A 17,182-nucleotide genomic window follows, 5' to 3' on the forward strand; every position below is an offset into this window, starting at 1 on the left:
CAAATGCTCTGAATGCGGTAACTAAAAAAGACATTATTGGATGGTTCACCCACTGCTGTTACTATATTGCACCCAACTGAGAACCGCTATATTACGCCTTTCAGCATTATCCCTTTCCCTTTTACCAAGTCATCTATTATTAGAAGTATCTACACTGATACAAGTATGTTGATTTGCGGGTACTTCACATTTATTTTACCAGCCGTATTAAGACAGCTTTCTAATCTACGCACTTTTACTATGGGTTTTCTAGTAAATTACTAGCCAGTTGTAATGAAGCGATGACCAAACGCTATGAATTGGCTGCTGAGTTATTTTACAGCGTTGGGTCAACAACTGGCGATTTGTGGTTGTTCTGTTGATATCTTATTTAAACCGCAAAATACAGAGTTGTGATGCCAAATTGCCAGAACTTTTTAACCTAGCATTGTCACTTCAACTTTTTCTTAGAAGAGAAAGTGGATAAAGTTGACAGCAGTTTGGTTAAATACCTCCACCAATTCAAGAGATAACTTTTAGCAAAAGTTCGCTAAGCACCCACAATAATGGTCGGTTGTTACATACACCAGTCTGATTATTATTCGTCAGAATGTAATGGTGCAATCTATTGCACTCTTACAAAAGCTAAATACAGAGGTAAAATATGTTTCCTTTTTGGGGTAATCCATGTTACGGAAGCGAACCCATTTCGCACAAAACTAGCTTAGAGCGGAAATTAAAATTCTTGATTTGGATGCGAGATGATTTAGAGTCCAAACTGGCTGGTCTTAATGCTTCTATTGATACCATTCGTCAGCAAATAGAACGTTCCGACTCACCTACTTAAAACTTAACTGATACAGCAATTCATCTCATCACCTACCCAATAAGCAGGTGATGAGATGAATTGCAAGTGAGTTGATGACTATTAAGGTGATTTCTGATGAAAAAAATACCTATGCTGACGAGTTTCGACTACTTTGACTCCCTTCGACACTTCGACAAGCTCAGTGCATCGCTATGCTCAAGGCAAGTTGCGTAAGTCCTGTTCGCTTAACTCTCCACCACTCAGTTGGTTGAGTGTTCACGTAGCGTCTCGCAGAGAAGTTGAAACCAACGGTTATGATAAATTTATTACTAGAATTCATTTAACCAGTCAACTTAATGACACCTTGGCTCATTAGAGATTCTAGCTGAGAAAAGCAGCTTCCTGTGAAGCACTTGCTTTCTCCAAAAAGTCCCCAATTTTAGAAATAGCAAAAATGCTTGAAATAGTAGGCATTCCCATTTCGTTTTTTATTTTTATACCCCACACCCTATACCCTTTTTTTATAAATTGTTCAATTTATTTTTACATGATGCCTTAGAGTTGCAAAGGTTATTTGTGTCATAGGTAAGTTTTAAGGAATCGTGCGATCGCATCTCTCATAAACTGTAACGCCGAATAGTGCAAATGCGATCGCCTCAGTAAAAATTATGAACTTTCACCGCTATTTGTAAAGATATCGTCTTTAAAATTAGCAGTATTTATCAATTTTACTTAATTGAAATTCTTAGATCCCCGACTTATTCAAGAAGTCGGTAATCTCTTTGTGTTCATCCTGAAACTGGACTTTATCGTTGATTCATTTATGTAAGTTTTCGACTCTAAATTTAATTTCATAAAGTCCTAGCAAGCCTGCTGCTACTAGCAAAGGTAAGAAATAATAGACTCCTCGATAAGCTAACATTGAACCCAAAAGTACCGCTGCCGAAACTTTTGAGGAAAGAATCAGCAAAATTATAGTTTCAAATACTCCCAAACCACCAGGGACATTACTAACCACACCTGCAAACATCGCTAGTAAATAAATGCCTAAAAAGTCTAGATATGACAAAGATATATTGCTAGGAAGTAAAGCATAAAGAACTGCCGCCGCCAGAATCCAGTCAAAACTAGAAATTGTTATTTGAGCCAAAGATATATTCAAAGAAGGAAATCGAAATTCATGTCCACGAATTATTAATGGTTGTTTAATAAAAATACTTCCTAGTAAATAAGCCACAACTAATAGTAGAAAAATTACGCCGATGGGGCGCACAGTAGCAAAAGGTAAATGTATTTGAGTGGGAATCTTCAGGGGGTTGATCAGAAATAAGAAACCTGCAACGGCAAACATCCCCAACCAAAAAGTAAAATTGGCGAAAGCAATTACTTGAGCGATCGCCACTGCTGACACTCCCCAACTAGCATAAAATCGATAACGGATAGCACTGCCAGTTAGCAAGGCAAAACCGATGGTATTACTAAATGCAGAGCTAATAAAGTTAGTGAAAGCTATCTTATTCCAACTTAGGGAACGATTAATGTAGTTAAAACCTAAGATATCGTACCCAATCATCACTAGATAGCCGAAAGCTGTCAGCCAAATTGCCCAACTTAAGCGACTTTTGGGAATAGCAGCTAGAGAGTTGAGGATATCACGATAATTATACTCATGCAATTCGTGAGCGATCGCCCACAAAGAAAGCACCAGCAGTAACAAGCCAAACAAAGAACTAAAATTGAGTTGCAGCTTTTTAAACATTATGAAGAAACTTATCCTAACTCTTGACTTTTAATTTACAACCAGTCGCAAAGTTTCCATTCTGTTGACACAACATCGACATATCATTTGCATAAGCTTTTGAAGGCAAGCATCAATTACTTAATAATGCTCTGTTTAACCAATGCCTTTCAAAAATGAACTACAAACAATCTAAAATTTTATTGCTATTTTCAGTATTAACCCTAGTTAGCTGTAATTTATCTCAAGGTGTCGTCGCCAAACCACCGCAACCGCAAGATTTACAAACAACGCCTTCCGTTCTTCCAACTCAGCCTAGTAACTTGGCGACTCCTCTAACCTATAAAATTGAAACCTACGATAGTAAAGTAATGGGTGCAAGTCGCACTTATGGCGTTTCTTTACCTCCTGGCTATGAGCAAAACTTAAAACAAAGGTATCCTGTAATCTTTCTCCTCCATGGTGGACATGGTAATCCCAGTGATTGGTTTATTCAAAATAAAGGACAAGCCCTCAAAACTGTAGAACAACTTTATACTACAGGTAAGTTGCCACCCAGCATCATCATTACACCAGATGGCAACGACAAGCGTGGCTCTAGTCCCTACCGAGATCCAGAATATATCGATGGCCCTAACGGTAAAGTCTCTACAGCCGTAGGCGATGAGTTAGTAAAAGTCGTACAAAGCCGTTATCGCACAATAAATAATCCAAATTTTTGGGCGATAGGTGGTTTATCTTCTGGTGGTTGGGGAGCAATCAATGTCGGATTACACAACGTAGATCGTTTCTCAATTTTATTTAGTCATAGTGGCTATTTTCAAGATAAAAGTGGCCCAGCAAATAGCCCAATATCTTATATTAAAACTATTCCCCTACAAGCTCAAAAAAAGCTGAAAATATATTTAGATTCGGGTACATCAGATACTGATGAACTCGCTGAAGCAGAGCGATTTAGTAAAGTACTAAATCAACTTAAAATTTATAATTCATTTCGTCAGTTTCCTGGCAGTCACACTTGGAAATACTGGCGGCAACATTTAACAAACTCATTGACATTTGTCGGCGAACAATTTCGAGCTTCAGAAACAGCAAATATGGCTGAGAGAAACTTAAGTATTAATCATAATAAAAATGCTAAAAATAATTGAAAATCTCTAGCGTGTCAAGCCATAGCAATCCTGATGAGAGGATGTTTTAAAATTGATTGGCTGTAATTTTAGGCACTTGTTGATCCCCCTAACCCTCTTAAAAAAGAGGAACCAAAATCAATGTCCCCCAATTTATCGGGGAATTTAGGGGGATCTAAAACGTTTTGCTACCGACCATTTGATACTTAAAATTTAAGGTGAAAAACTATACTGCCATTTTGCGAAATATTCATTATAGTAAATTTTAATGGAGGTGATTTTTTTAAAAGTTAAAAGAATATAAAGAATATGAAGATTAATAAATTGTTAATTAGCTTGGTAGGAGCGATCGCCCTCCTGACTAGCGCTGGTTATTATTATGTATTCATCTTAGGTGCGCCACAACTAGACCCACCCAAAGAAGACGCAACTACTGGGCTAAAGTTTCAATTAGCAACCTTTAACTCCCAAGCAATGGGTGCAGTCCGTAACTATGGCGTGATTTTGCCCCCTAGTTATAGCAAAAATCCGCAAAAGCGCTATCCTGTGATATTCTTACTACACGGGGGTCATGATGATGCTCGTGCTTATGCTGATAAATACGCACTTTTAGATGTATTGCATGAACTTTATCAAAGTGGAAAATTACCCCCATCGATTGTGATTACACCTGATGGTAATGATAATCGCGGTTCTAGTCCTTTATACGACCCCGATTACTTTGATGGGCCGAATGGCAAAGTGGGGACTTTGATTGGTTCAGAATTAGTACAAGTTGTCAAATCGCGCTATCGCGCTTTGGAAGAACCCCAATTTTGGGCGCTAGGAGGTCTATCTTCTGGAGGATGGGGTGCATTGAATATCGGATTACGCTATCTTAACAACTTTCAGATTTTGTTTAGCCATAGCGGTTACTTTACTGATGACAGCGGCCCACAAAATAGTCCTCAACAAATTGTGCAACAGCTACCAGTTAAAGATAGGAAGCGATTGCGTGTTTATCTAGATGCGGGTGTGAACGATACTAATTTGCTAGCTTCTACCAAAGCTTTCAACGAAACCTTAAATCAATTAGGCATTGCTCACGTATTTTATGCATTTCCTGGAGGTCATGGTTTGTCTGGCGCAGATATAGGTTGGAATTACTTTCACAAACATCTTAAAGATTCACTATCCTATGTCGGAGAACAATTTAAAAAGTTAGGAGTTAGAAGTTAGAAGTTAAGAGTTTTAACTCCAAAACAAATGACAAATGACCAATGACTAATGACTAATATGACTAATAATTTAAAAACTCGGATTGGACTTTGGAGTGCAGCTTTCCTAACAGGTTTAGTCGGAGTAGTAAATTTATTATCAGCCGTGACACCTAACCTGTATGGACGGAATCAGTGGTTAAAAGAACTTTTACCATTTGATGTTCGTGCTAGTGGTCATATATTTACAGCATTAACTGGGTTTATTTTACTAACACTTGCTACTAATTTATTACGTCGAAAAAAAATAGCCTGGTTATTAACCATTGCTCTACTAGTAATTTCTATTTGCAGTCACTTGCTGAAGGGACTGGACTATGAAGAAAGTCTCCTCTCTGGAGTTTTGCTAGTCCAATTAATTTTGATGCGCCATTTTTTCACGGCACAATCAGACCGTCCTTCTATCGCACGGGGAGTTAGAGTACTGATAGGCGCTTTATTATTTACCCTGGCATACGGAACTATTGGATTTTATTTGTTAGATGGCAAATTTTCAGAGAATTTTAATTGGCGGGAAGCGATAGTTCAGACTTTGGCGATGTTCTTCACCGAGGATAATTGGGGATTGCAACCAAAGACTCGATTTGGAGATTTTTTTGCTAATTCTATCTATATTATTGCCGCAGGTACTATTACTTATGCAATGGTAATGCTGTTGCAACCTGTGTTTTGGCGGAATCTAGCAACTACAAATGAGCGACAAAGAGCTAAAGAAATTGTCGAGCAATATGGATGTTCTTCTTTAGCAGCGCTGACACTCTTAAATGATAAAAGTTATTATTTCAGTCCTTCGGGTAATAGTATAATTGCTTATGTTCCCAAAGGACGGGGCGCGATCGCCTTGGGAGATCCCATTGGCCCGATTGAAGACCGCAAAGAGACAATTATTGCTTTCCAGCAGTTTTGCCAGCGTAATGACTGGTATCCTAGCTTTTACCAAACGATGCCTGATGATGTTGAGCTTTACAAATCCTTGGGGTATAAGGTACTCAAGATTGGAGAGGAAGCGATCGTCGATCTAAAAAGTTTTACATTACAAGGTAAAGCCGGTAAAAACTTTAGACCATCAATCAGTCGTTTAACTAAGCTAGGATACCAAATCGACTTTCACCAACCACCCATCACCAATGATTTATTGCATCGGCTCAAATCTGTGAGTGATGAATGGTTGAAAATGGCGCAAGGTTCAGAAAAACAATTTTCTTTGGGTTGGTTTGATGAAGCTTACCTGCGAGAGTGCGAGATTGCTGTAGTGTATAATCCCGAAGGCCAGATTACCGCCTTTACCAACATTATCTCGGAGTATCAACTTAACGAAGCAAATATTGACATGATGCGACATCGCTCATCTCTTGAAAATGGCACAATGGACTTTCTATTTATTTCGCTACTCCAGCATTTTAAAGAAGGTGGTTACGACAGCTTTAATTTTGGTCTTTCTGCCCTTGCTGGAGTTGGAGATAACCCGGAATCGCGCCGCTTGGAAAAAGTATTGCACTATCTTTACGACCATTTAAATCGCTTCTACAATTTCCAAGGATTGCACGCCTATAAAGAGAAGTTCCGTCCTCGTTGGGAACCGCGTTATTTCGTTTACCCCAGTTTAGCTGCTTTACCAGATGTAGTTGTAGCATTAATTCGTGCAGATTCAGGCGATCGCCTCTTCGATTATTTCAAACCCGGAGCCTAAATGTGCGAAAAAATAACGTGCTGGTTCCTTGCTGTTCCCCTGAATTCGAGATTTCAGCTGATTAGGAACAGATAATATCAAGCGATGCCTACAACGGGTGACGCCTACACAACTAGACATTTATTATGATACAATTGTACTATAAATGAATATCCGGTAAGCATGTAAGGCAAAATATAGCTTTGCCTAAGTTCGTAGTCAAACTTTGCACTCCTACCCTGCGGGAAGGCGTTCGCGTAGCGTCTCGTAGAGAAGCGCCTATGCGTTTAAACTTAAACCTTTAATTATCCACGAATTTACGAAACTGTTTACAAAGTTTCACAATCAAATTATTGTCTATTTACTTTTCAACTTTATACGGTTGTAACAGATTATTTTGTCAATTTTAGTAACAGTGGTTGGAAACGATTCTTGACCTTGAAATGGAAGGTGGCAATATGACAAAGAATCAGATTTCTCTAATAGAACTAATCCAAATTTTTGCACAATACCACAATCATCTTATAGTCAATATTAAGCATCTACAAGAACATTATCAAAGAACAGGTATTAAACGTATTAGAGGTGTTAGAAACGAAAATGGAGAACTACTCCAACCTTGGTTGATAACAGAATATATGGATGATACTGACTACGTTGGTATGGGCAAGTTTCAGTTTAATCGTAATACTGCTACTATCAATATGCTTGTCAAACGTAGAGTCAAACTTGCTAAAGTTGAAGACCAAACTCCTACTGTTGAAGTAGCAGGGTTATTAGTAAATGACCTCAACACCTTTAATAATTACACAATTGTAAGTGACGGCAAAATTAACATAAATTTATTAAAAGTAAAAATTAGTAGTAAAAAAGTCTTTGACTTACTCAAAGAAAAAGGTATACTGAATGCAGAAAAATTTGACTTTCAAGCAGAATATACGATTCAGTTAGATAACTTGCCACTTGTAGTGGCTAATAGTAGTTATAGCAATATTGATGGACTATTCAATGAACTAGCAGAAATTAAAGTACTGACTAGTATTGTTTGCGCTCACTTGAAAAAAGAGTCAGATGTATTTATCGAGACGCAGTTAGATGAGTTTAAAAAGTACTATCTGTCTAAAAATATTTATATCAACTTTCCTACAACTAACGAATATACTGATATCAATGAAGCTTTAGCTAATGGTACTCTTGAATCAAAATTGAGCTATAAAATAGATATTGGCAGTCAAGATATTCTGAATCTGAGTAAGTTACCTTCTGCTAACAAGTTTCTTAATAAAATGTATCGTCTTTATGATAAAAAAACTGGAGAAATTATCATTAAGCCGAGTTTTGATCTGGTACTTAATCAAAATCTTGGTGTTAGGCATAGGTTATTGTCCTCACGCACCAAGATTACAAAAGTTGACGAGTTGATGAAACCAATTTTTGAGAATTTTCTTGGGCTTGAGCTAAATGGAATTGTTGAAAGTATTCTGAATAAAGTTGGTGCTGATAGTTTAGCGCAGTTATTGCAGGATAAACAAACTGGGAAGCAAATCGGCAAAGAAGAAATGATTGCAGCTTTGACGCTAGCAAATAACAAGTTAGAAGAATATGTAGAAAATATTTATCAAGAAAAAATATCTCCCTTGGTATTTTACATTGGTTCTACTGGATTATTGCCAAATCAAATGAAAGCCAAAGCCATGACTGCTGACGAAGCTGCTGCAAAATACCCAAATTTGCAATTTTCTAAAAATGAGCAAGAAGGTACTTTTTTTGTAGTTAATGATAGTATTATTAGTATTTATACTAAGACAGAATATTCTAGTAAAGTTCTTTCTGTCAATACAGATAATTAGATTATATAGCAATTATAACTTTTGCTGATGATACAGTAGTGGCACAAAAAGTTGTGTCCTTACAAATATATATTATGAATCTAATTGATAATTGCTGGAAAAACTTATAGAAAATCTTCAAACATTAAAGATTTTTAGTATTTTTGCATTTATTTATTGTCAGCGAGTAAATTTGGCTGTATGGATTTATTCTGTCGAATAGGAATCTCAATTTTAAACGTTGCTCCTTCTCCTAGAGATGAAATACATCGCAGTTGGCCCTGATGTTTTTCTGTAACAATTTGATAACTAATTGACATCCCTAAACCAGTTCCCTTGCCTACTATTTTAGTTGTAAAGAAGGGATCGAATAAACGTTGTTGAACTTCTTGTGACATTCCCAATCCATTGTCAGCAATCTCAATAGCAACCCAATTTGAGTTGAGCAACTTAGTACTGATAGTGATTTGCGAATTACAACTTGACTCCTGGTTCTTGACATGTAACTCTTCCAAAGCATCGATCGCGTTAGTAATAATATTCATAAATACCTGGTTAAGTTGACCGGCATAACACTCTATTAGAGGAAGTTGAGCATATTCTTTAATAATTTGGATTTGGGAATTGTTAGGCTTGGCTTTGAGGCGGTTTTGCAGAATCATTAGCGTACTATCAATACCGCTATGAACATCCACTGCTTTCATCTCTGCTTCATCCAATCGTGAAAAGTTCCGCAACGACAATACAATGTTGCGAATGCGATCGCTTCCCATTTGCATGGAATCTAGTAATTTTTGTAGGTCTTGAATGACAAAATCTAACTCGATGGCTTCTATTCCTTCCTGAATCACTGGTGTTGGATGAGGATATTCTTTTTGGTAAAGTAGCAGTATTTTTAGCAATTGTTGAATGTATTCTTTAGCATGAGTGATATTGCCATTGATAAAATTAATCGGATTGTTAATTTCGTGAGCTATACCCGCGACTAATTGTCCCAAAGAAGACATTTTTTCTGTTTGAATTAGTTGTGCTTGGGTCTTTTGTAATTGTTCAAGAGTTTCTTGAAGTTGTTGATTTTTTAGAGTTAATTCCTGCTCTCGCTGTCGCAAAGCAGCCTCGGCTTTTTTGACAGCAGTAATATCTAAACCCATTTCCACAACCATCGGCTCACCATTCATATCCTTGAAGGGATAATCATAAATCTGGTATACCCGGCCTGTTTTACTATCAACCCATTCCCAGAGTTGCGGAGCATTACTGTCAAAAACACGAAAGGTGGGACATTCAGGACAAGGTTGCTTTAATCCAGCGATCGCCTCGTAACAACGTTTCCCTGTAGGGTCTCCAAATACCTCGCGAAAGCGTTGGTTATAAAATCCCACCCCGTAATCCTTGGGTTGCAGATAGAGAAAGGCTGGTAACTGATTGAGCAGGTTATAAAGGCTTTCCCGTTCAGTTTGTAGCGCTTCTATTCGCCGCAGTTGTTGGCTAATATCTTTACCTACTGCATAAATGAGTCCCTTTTCAGAAGTTGATAAACTCCAACACAACCACCGATAACTACCATCTTTATGAAGATAACGGCTCTCCCAGTGCAACTGTTGCTGTGGTTGTGTTGGCAAATGACTGATTGTGATATCCTCTGGATGCACTAATTCCAGCCACGGGTACCCGATTAAGTTTTCCGCTTTCCATCCCAACACTTGTTCCCATGCTGGATTCACTTGCTGATAAAAACCATCTTGTCCGATGATACAAAATAGGTCAGATGAAAGGTAAAAAAAATCTTCCAGATTAAACACAGTAATCTTGCTACTCAAGTTGTGCCTTTAAGGTAACTAAGCATATCCACTAACTTCAATGTTAAGATTACTGAAGTAATTACTAACTACTATTTTTCAGTATTTTTACTTAAGAATATCTATGGTAACTGTTTATTATTAGTTTCGACAAACATACTTTACTAAATTTTTGTAATGCCCCATCTGTGAAATAACAAGCTATTGATATAAATGTTATTAAAATATTTATTTAATCTGCTAAAGTGATTTTTGGTATATTTTATAAATCGAAACTTACTTAGGACTTAGGCAACGCCAATATTGTCATTGTGAGCGAAACGGAGTGCAGGGAAGTAATAAGAGCGTCAGGGGGGATTACTTCTCTTCGAGACGCTTCGCGAACGCTATCGCTCGTAATGACGAAATTACGTTATTTTTGCGTAAGTCCTGTTACTATTTTTATTAATTTCAATTGATTTGATAACTTCAAAAAATATTTCATAACACTTGAAGGATTTTAAAGCCTGGTAGGGACTACGTATTTATTTTATTTTTTGATATATAAAATTTAATTTCTGAGCTAGCTGTTTAAATTTTTAGGTATAAAAAAATATTGTTGTCAGCATAATTACAAATTACTGAATAGCTCGGCTTTATTTGTGTTTAACTGCATCTATAGTTTTATGTTTCTCTGACTCAAAATATAGTCGCTATTGTCTTGTTAATTTGATACATCATGCAAAGTTAATTTTATTACCTGATATAGCAATAGATTTACTAATAATCTTTAAGAAATTTACGCAGAAATCAGCTTCAATGAGACAATCTGACCTAATCTTCTCAACCTAAAGGAAGACATGAACGATCGCACAAAGGCTCTCCAGGCTCTCGCGGCTGAACGTTGGCGGGTATCCTTGATTCTCAGTGGAGCCATGATGTTTATTTACTTCGGCTTTATCTTATTAATCGCGTTCAATAAGCCGCTGCTGGGGTCATTAGTAGTTCCTGGTCTCAGCCTGGGAATTTTATTAGGGGCGTTGGTGATTGTCTCAGCATGGGTATTAATTTTTATCTACGTGCGTTGGGCAAATAGCAGTTACGACGACCAAATCGCAAGGCTGACACGCAAATGAATAGTGCTGAGTACTATTTGACTCACTCAGCACTCAGGACTGAGTAAGGCTAATTAGCTATTAGCAATTTCTAGTCTCAAATCCAAATTATCAAACCCAAAATTAAGCATGAATAGTGTGTGGTTCGATCTGCCACTAGCGGCGGATATTACCAGTCTTGGTAAGTTTAACCCGTTGGCGATCGCTTTCTTTTTTCTGTTTGTTGTAAGTTCTTTAGGCATTACCTATTGGGCGGCAAAGCTCACCAAAAATACCGCACAGTTCTATACAGCTGGCGGTAAGGTCAGCGGTTTCCAAAATGGGCTGGCCTTGGCTGGAGACTTCATGAGTGCAGCCAGCTTTTTAGGTATCGCGGGGCTGGTGGCACTCAAGGGCTTTGACGGCTTAATTTATTCTATCGGCTTCCTGGTGGGCTGGCCGATTGTCATGTTCCTAATTGCAGAACCACTACGTAATTTAGGTAAATACACTTTTGCTGATGTAGTAGCTTATCGCTTGCAGCAAAAACCTGTACGTATCGCATCTGCGATTGGAACGTTGGTAGTGATTAGCTTTTACTTAATTGCCCAGATGGTAGGTGCTGGTGAGTTAATCAAACTATTGTTTGGCTTTGATTATGAATTAGCTGTGGTCATCGTCGGTTGCGTGATGATGGCTTATGTGATTTTTGGCGGGATGATTGCCACCACTTGGGTACAAATTATCAAAGCAGTTCTGTTGCTTGGTGGAACTATCTTACTAGCTATCTTGGTACTGGCACGATTTGGCTTTAACCCGATCACTCTTTTCGCCGCTGCATCCCAGAAGTATATAGGTGTATTAGCTCCGGGCAAACTGGTTTCTGATCCTTGGGATGCTATCTCTTTGGGGATATCGTTAATGTTCGGCACTGCTGGACTCCCGCACATCCTGATGCGTTTCTACACAGTACCAGACGCCAAAGCAGCGCGGCTCTCTGTTAGTTATGCCACAGCTATTATTGGCGTTTTTTATCTCCTTACCTTCATCCTGGGCTTTGGAGCGATGGTGCTGGTAGGTCAAGATGCCATCAAGCAAATTGGTACTGGTGGTAACATGGCTGCGCCGATGTTGGCAGAATTTCTCGGTGGTGATGCTTTCTTAGGCTTTATAGCCGCTGTTTCCTTCGCTACGATTTTGGCGGTTGTAGCAGGGTTAACCCTCTCAGGTGCAGCTGCACTGTCCCATGATTTGTGGGTGAACGTGGTGCGCTCTGGTCATGCTGACGAGTCAGAACAGCTAAAGGTGGCTCGCGGTGCAACAATGCTTTTAGGATTAGTGGCAATACTCTTGGGTATTTTGTTTAAAGGGCAAAACGTAGCTTATATGGTAGGTTTAGCATTTGCACTCGCTGCGAGTGCAAACTTCCCAGCGTTGCTCTTATCAATGCTTTGGCGACGCTTCACTACCAACGGTGCGGTTGCGAGTATGTTAGTAGGTACTGTCTCCTCTTTAGTGCTGATTTATTTGTCACCTACTATTCAAGTAACGATTCTCAAGCACACTTCTGCACCCTTTCCGCTGACAAATCCTGGATTAATCAGTATCCCATTGGCGTTTATTGTGGCGATTGTCGTTTCACTATTGAGTACTGAACAGCAGGCACAGGAAAAATTTGCGGAAGTTGAGGATCGCATTCACATTGGTTCTGGGATGTAATTTTGTCATTTGTCATTGGGCATCAAGAAGAAACAAGGTAGACAAGGAAGAGATTTGTTCAATAATTCCCCCCTTGTCTCCTTGTCCCCTTATCTCCCCTGCTCCCCTGATCCCTGCCCCGATACTACTGTCCAAGTTCTTTGATATTATTTGTCACTTGTTGGTATAAGTCGTTGTTACCTTGACTTTGAAAAATGTTTGCTGCTTGTTGTAAGTCCTTGAGTGCCCCCTGTTTGTCTCCATTGGTGGCACGGGCATTTCCCCGGTTATTGTAGGCAGCGGCAAAGTTAGGATTGAAGCGAATGGCTTGATTGTAATCTTCGATCGCACCTTGAGGATCTCCATTGGCAGCACGGGCATTGCCTCGGTTATTATAAGCGATCGCATATTTGGGGTTAAGGAGAATCGCTTGATCAAGATCGTCTAGTGCCCCTTTTTTGTCTCCATTGGTGGCGCGGGCATTTCCCCGGTTATTGTAGGCTTCGGCATAGTTCGGATTCAGCCGAATTGCTTCACTGTAATCTTTAACTGCTTCTCTGTTGTTTCCTAGTGAGGCGCGGGCATTCCCCAGGTTATTGTAGGCTTCGGCATCGTTAGGGTTGATGCGGAGTGCTTGATTGTAATCTGCGATCGCTTTTTCCTTATCTCCCAAATCAAAGTAGGCTAATCCCCGCGCGTTGTAAGCATCGCCATACTGAGAATTTTGACTAATTGCCTTACTGTATGAAGCGATCGCAGCTTGTAAGTCGCCGTTTAAATGCTGATTCTTTCCCTGAAGATAGAATTCTCCACCAATGGAAGTTGTAGCTGAACGACGGCTAGGTTGAGTGACTCCTATTTCTGTCACCAAAACATTGTCATTTTTTGTGCAAGAAACACTGCTAATTGCGGTCAATGTAGTAAAAACAGCTATAGGAAATACTTGATTTACCTTTGTTAGCTTTTGTCTAAATAAACGCCGTTTCATAATTTAATATAAACTGCCATAACACCTGAACGCAATTAGTGCCAAAATCTAAATTTTAATTCTTTAACTCAATAGTTATTTTAAGTTTTGATAGAGATTTCAAGTCAATTGATAAATTTACCTGAAATTTCAGAGATTTATTTAATAGTTATCTTAAATAAATCTCTGAAAATATAAAGTATAAAACTTATCACTTTAGCTCTTTGCTATTGTCATTTTTGTATTTTTTTACAATGAGTTTATGAACACTAACATCCTGTTGATTGTGTTTTTTAGAATACTTTTTAAAAGAAAAAATAAATCTCAAGAGTTATTCTAAATAATAACTCCATAAATTCTAGTATTTGTAGCTATTTAAACAATTTATTCATCTTTGATATCGCTCTCTTGAGTTTTGGGATTTAGCCGCCAAGAGGTGCTTTTTTCAATATCTACAGAGAGTTTTTCTAGATTTTGCCCTAAATCTTTTTGGAGTTTTTGAGTGAGTGGGATCGGAAAATCTAAATTAATACCTTCATTTTGTGCTAGCCTTGCCAATTCTGTAAATGCAGCTTTGATTGTAGTTCGTTCATAACTAGTCAGTTTGTAATAGACAGTTTCAGATATATTCTGAGCTTGCATGGCTTTTTTTATACGTTCTTGTAAATGCTCAGATTCGGAATTCAACAATTTGCATTGCTGCTCAAGTTGTGAGTATCTAGTACTTAGCGTTATTAAATCTTCTGTTACGGGATCAGGGCTGGCTTGGGCTTGTAATGTTAATAAGTTTGAGTAAATTTGAGCCAGATAAATACAATCTAAGTAAGCATACTCTATCTGTTCTTCAGTTAGAGGGCGTTTTCCCCAATCGCTTTTTTGTTCTTGTTTATCGATATTGTTAAAGCTACAAAGTGCTGTAGCTATTGTTTTGAGTTGGTAGTTGGGTAATGGCAAAAGATAGTAGGGAATTTTTTTAGCCATTTCCAAAGTACAAGTAATATTTTTGGCTTTCTTGCTACCGAGAAATTTTAGATCGTAACTCGCGTAATGAAAAACTTTTTCAATGGCAGAATTTATCATAATTTTTTCAATAAATTCAGCTATAATATTAGGCTTATCTAATACATCTAAAAGATAGACGCGATCGCCACTCATATCTTGAGGGTTATCTAATACCTGAATCAGCGATAATCGAGGATTACAACTTTTATAGTCAGCGACTTCTGTATCTATCCACAATGTTTTAGCATTGGTATATTCAGTGACAATCGCACGAATTTCATTAGCCGAAGTAAGGTAGGGCATTGGTTAATATTTCCTGATATTTAAGGCATTTTAAGTATGCCATAATTTTATAAAGTAACATTTTGTTGGTGAGTTTGCTGGCATAGGATTGCGAAAACGCTGAAGTTTGAAATTCGTCATAGATATCGCCAAATTGACTCAAATCTGATAACATCAAGTCACCACTGTGGGGTGGCATCGTCTACCATGATGCGCGTCTAGATTGTACATTGCAATTGTTAAGACTGTCCTTTGTCAATGGTCATCTGTCCTTTTAAATACAAATGACTAATGACAAATGACTAATGACACTTTTGTTACTCCACTTTTAATTGTTTTTTTAATTTGCTCCTCACCATTACACATACCTCAATTAACCGCTTCAAGTACTCAGTTCGGAGATAGATAATGAAAAAGCTAATTTTATTAGTAGTTAGTGGTATTTTGGTAGTTGGTACTTTTGGCTGTCAAGAGGCTCCTAAAACTGGTTTGGAAACTCCTAGCACAACTAATGAAGCTGCTCAAGTACCAGCGAAACCAGCTTCGCAAACAAATCAAACTGCCAAAGTTCCAGAAACACAAACTACTCCTTTAGCAGCTAATACAGGTACTAAAGTTAAAACCGATTCTGAAAAAACGGCAGCAACCAAAGCTAAAAGTGACTTAAAAACTGAAGTTAGCGCAAAGTTGAACAAAGGTTTACCAGGCAATAAATTACAAGTTGAAAACAAACAGGGTGAAATTATCCTCAAAGGTACATCTGCTTCTGTTGAAGAACTTAAAAAAGCTGAAACCTTGGCTAAAGAAGTTCAAGGTGTAAAGACAGTAAAGGTAGAAGCAAAAGTTGATGCTGCAAAAAAGTCCTAAAAGAATAACTGAAGCTTTCAGTTAGCATCGGCATGAAAACCAAATAGAGACTTACATCTGTGTAAGTCTCTGTTTTTTACTTACTTAAATCAAAGTAAATAACAGGTAGTTGATACCACTTGAGTAGCTTTATGTAGTGATTCTTAATTGAGTAAGGTAAAACAAATTACCCCCAACTCGATAAGAGGATGCTTGAAATTCTACTTTTTCATCTTTCAACTTCCATTATTTGAACCTCGATAAATTCGCTCCATCTGCTCTGGAGAAAGGCGTCTCATTGGAAACCACTCAAATGGAGAAACAGACTGTTTCTCATAAGGTTGAACATCATCCTGCTGGATTCGAGGAGAACGCGCTATTATATTGGTATTTGGAACCTCATCCCTGAACGACTCATCTATTTCTAATTCTGAAAGCTGAGTTTGAGGCAAAACATAAGCGTGCTTCTGGGGATCGTATGCGAAAACTTCTCCTGTTTCAATGTGATAAACCCAAGCATAAATGCTGAGTTCTCCCTGATAAAGCTTAGAGTGAATCACTGGATATGTCCGTAAATTCTCAATTTGAGTAAGAACATTCTCGGCAATCATAATCTCTAGCAATTCTTCTCCGTCGTAGTGACTGTAGTGGTCTATAACTAGTCTTCGAGTTGCCTCTGCATATTTAAGCCAATCATGTACAAGCGGCATTTCATCGCTGAGATTGTGTAACTTCATTAATCCTTTCATTGCACCGCAATGAGAATGACCACAAATAATAATTTGGCGAACATCTAAAGCTTGAACAGCATATTCAATTGTCGCACCTTCACCGCCATTACTTGCCCCATAGGGTGGGATGATGTTACCTGCATTGCGAATCACAAATAATTCACCAACTTGAGCTTGTGTAATTAGATTTGGATCGAGACGCGAATCAGAACAGGTAATAAATAAGACCCTGGGCTTTTGACCGTGTGAAAGTTGCTCAAACAGTTGTTGATGTGTCGAAAAATAGCTAGATTTAAATTCACGCAGACCTTTAATTAATCTCTTCATTACTAAGTTCTACAAATATTTGGGGGTTAAGAATCAAATCACAGACAG

Annotated in this window: 14 protein-coding genes; 8 read left to right on the plus strand and 6 right to left on the minus strand. The window is 38.1% G+C overall.

Going from position 1 to position 17,182, the window contains the following annotated elements:
• Nucleotides 1-643 precede the first annotated feature (643 nt).
• Complete coding sequence (locus V7K89_RS28605; protein WP_334914678.1) at nucleotides 644-826, plus strand: hypothetical protein; 183 nt, start codon at nucleotides 644-646, stop codon at nucleotides 824-826.
• Between the two features lie 778 nt (nucleotides 827-1,604).
• On the opposite strand, the gene V7K89_RS28610 is transcribed toward V7K89_RS28605, so the two are convergent.
• Nucleotides 1,605-2,546 carry a lysylphosphatidylglycerol synthase domain-containing protein gene (locus V7K89_RS28610; RefSeq protein ID WP_335193299.1) on the minus strand — a complete coding sequence of 314 codons (942 nt, stop codon included), beginning with the start codon at nucleotides 2,544-2,546 and terminating at the stop codon, nucleotides 1,605-1,607.
• A gap of 155 nt (nucleotides 2,547-2,701) precedes the next feature.
• Here V7K89_RS28610 and V7K89_RS28615 point away from each other — a divergent pair, with 155 nt between their 5' ends.
• The 4 genes from V7K89_RS28615 (at nucleotide 2,702) to V7K89_RS28630 (ending at nucleotide 8,430) form a co-directional block, all read left to right on the plus strand.
• Nucleotides 2,702-3,676 (plus strand): alpha/beta hydrolase, encoded by a 975-nt coding sequence (locus tag V7K89_RS28615; protein ID WP_335193301.1) that lies wholly within the window; start codon nucleotides 2,702-2,704, stop codon nucleotides 3,674-3,676.
• 288 nt (nucleotides 3,677-3,964) lie between these two features.
• Nucleotides 3,965-4,873 (plus strand): alpha/beta hydrolase, encoded by a 909-nt coding sequence (locus V7K89_RS28620; RefSeq protein WP_335193304.1) that lies wholly within the window; start codon nucleotides 3,965-3,967, stop codon nucleotides 4,871-4,873.
• A gap of 57 nt (nucleotides 4,874-4,930) precedes the next feature.
• A complete protein-coding gene (locus V7K89_RS28625; RefSeq protein ID WP_335193348.1) occupies nucleotides 4,931-6,601 on the plus strand; it encodes a phosphatidylglycerol lysyltransferase domain-containing protein in 1,671 nt (556 codons plus the stop codon).
• A 398-nt stretch (nucleotides 6,602-6,999) separates the two neighbouring features.
• Nucleotides 7,000-8,430, plus strand: coding sequence for a hypothetical protein (locus V7K89_RS28630; protein WP_335193306.1), 1,431 nt, complete (start codon nucleotides 7,000-7,002; stop codon nucleotides 8,428-8,430).
• Nucleotides 8,431-8,579: 149 nt separating this feature from the next.
• Here V7K89_RS28630 and V7K89_RS28635 read toward each other — a convergent pair whose 3' ends face one another.
• Nucleotides 8,580-10,229, minus strand: a complete 1,650-nt coding sequence (locus V7K89_RS28635; RefSeq protein ID WP_335193308.1) for a PAS domain-containing sensor histidine kinase — start codon at nucleotides 10,227-10,229, stop codon at nucleotides 8,580-8,582.
• Nucleotides 10,230-11,047: 818 nt separating this feature from the next.
• Here V7K89_RS28635 and V7K89_RS28640 point away from each other — a divergent pair.
• Together V7K89_RS28640 and V7K89_RS28645 are read left to right on the plus strand one after the other, a co-directional pair.
• Complete coding sequence (locus tag V7K89_RS28640; RefSeq protein ID WP_096536625.1) at nucleotides 11,048-11,323, plus strand: DUF485 domain-containing protein; 276 nt, start codon at nucleotides 11,048-11,050, stop codon at nucleotides 11,321-11,323.
• Nucleotides 11,324-11,431: 108 nt separating this feature from the next.
• Nucleotides 11,432-13,000, plus strand: a complete 1,569-nt coding sequence (locus V7K89_RS28645) for a sodium:solute symporter family transporter (RefSeq protein WP_335193310.1) — start codon at nucleotides 11,432-11,434, stop codon at nucleotides 12,998-13,000.
• Between the two features lie 124 nt (nucleotides 13,001-13,124).
• Here the strand turns inward: V7K89_RS28645 and V7K89_RS28650 are convergent, their stop codons facing one another.
• The 3 genes from V7K89_RS28650 to V7K89_RS28660 all read right to left on the minus strand — a co-directional run bounded on the left by V7K89_RS28650 (nucleotide 13,125) and on the right by V7K89_RS28660 (nucleotide 15,429).
• Nucleotides 13,125-13,967 carry a tetratricopeptide repeat protein gene (locus V7K89_RS28650; RefSeq protein WP_335193312.1) on the minus strand — a complete coding sequence of 281 codons (843 nt, stop codon included), beginning with the start codon at nucleotides 13,965-13,967 and terminating at the stop codon, nucleotides 13,125-13,127.
• A 363-nt stretch (nucleotides 13,968-14,330) separates the two neighbouring features.
• Complete coding sequence (locus V7K89_RS28655) at nucleotides 14,331-15,251, minus strand: ribonuclease D (RefSeq protein WP_335193314.1); 921 nt, start codon at nucleotides 15,249-15,251, stop codon at nucleotides 14,331-14,333.
• A complete protein-coding gene (locus V7K89_RS28660; RefSeq protein WP_335193316.1) occupies nucleotides 15,229-15,429 on the minus strand; it encodes a hypothetical protein in 201 nt (66 codons plus the stop codon). The genes V7K89_RS28655 and V7K89_RS28660 overlap by 23 nt, the downstream gene beginning before the upstream one ends.
• 209 nt (nucleotides 15,430-15,638) lie before the next feature.
• Between V7K89_RS28660 and V7K89_RS28665 the strand changes: the two genes are divergently transcribed.
• Nucleotides 15,639-16,097 (plus strand): BON domain-containing protein, encoded by a 459-nt coding sequence (locus tag V7K89_RS28665; RefSeq protein WP_335193318.1) that lies wholly within the window; start codon nucleotides 15,639-15,641, stop codon nucleotides 16,095-16,097.
• A 215-nt stretch (nucleotides 16,098-16,312) separates the two neighbouring features.
• Here V7K89_RS28665 and V7K89_RS28670 read toward each other — a convergent pair whose 3' ends face one another.
• Nucleotides 16,313-17,134, minus strand: a complete 822-nt coding sequence (locus V7K89_RS28670) for a carbonic anhydrase (protein ID WP_335193320.1) — start codon at nucleotides 17,132-17,134, stop codon at nucleotides 16,313-16,315.
• Nucleotides 17,135-17,182: the final 48 nt, after the last annotated feature.

This window comes from Nostoc sp. (assembly GCF_036917515.1).
Lineage (GTDB): Bacteria > Cyanobacteriota > Cyanobacteriia > Cyanobacteriales > Nostocaceae > Nostoc.

Coding starts and splice junctions, on each gene's coding strand:
- V7K89_RS28655 (WP_335193314.1), bottom strand. CDS start 15,251: ATGCCCTACCTTACTTCGGCTAATGAAATTCGTGCGATTGTCACTGAA.
- V7K89_RS28625 (WP_335193348.1), top strand. CDS start 4,931: ATGACTAATAATTTAAAAACTCGGATTGGACTTTGGAGTGCAGCTTTC.
- V7K89_RS28605 (WP_334914678.1), top strand. CDS start 644: ATGTTTCCTTTTTGGGGTAATCCATGTTACGGAAGCGAACCCATTTCG.
- V7K89_RS28615 (WP_335193301.1), top strand. CDS start 2,702: ATGAACTACAAACAATCTAAAATTTTATTGCTATTTTCAGTATTAACC.
- V7K89_RS28645 (WP_335193310.1), top strand. CDS start 11,432: ATGAATAGTGTGTGGTTCGATCTGCCACTAGCGGCGGATATTACCAGT.
- V7K89_RS28660 (WP_335193316.1), bottom strand. CDS start 15,429: ATGCCACCCCACAGTGGTGACTTGATGTTATCAGATTTGAGTCAATTT.
- V7K89_RS28610 (WP_335193299.1), bottom strand. CDS start 2,546: ATGTTTAAAAAGCTGCAACTCAATTTTAGTTCTTTGTTTGGCTTGTTA.
- V7K89_RS28640 (WP_096536625.1), top strand. CDS start 11,048: ATGAACGATCGCACAAAGGCTCTCCAGGCTCTCGCGGCTGAACGTTGG.
- V7K89_RS28650 (WP_335193312.1), bottom strand. CDS start 13,967: ATGAAACGGCGTTTATTTAGACAAAAGCTAACAAAGGTAAATCAAGTA.
- V7K89_RS28670 (WP_335193320.1), bottom strand. CDS start 17,134: ATGAAGAGATTAATTAAAGGTCTGCGTGAATTTAAATCTAGCTATTTT.
- V7K89_RS28620 (WP_335193304.1), top strand. CDS start 3,965: ATGAAGATTAATAAATTGTTAATTAGCTTGGTAGGAGCGATCGCCCTC.
- V7K89_RS28665 (WP_335193318.1), top strand. CDS start 15,639: ATGAAAAAGCTAATTTTATTAGTAGTTAGTGGTATTTTGGTAGTTGGT.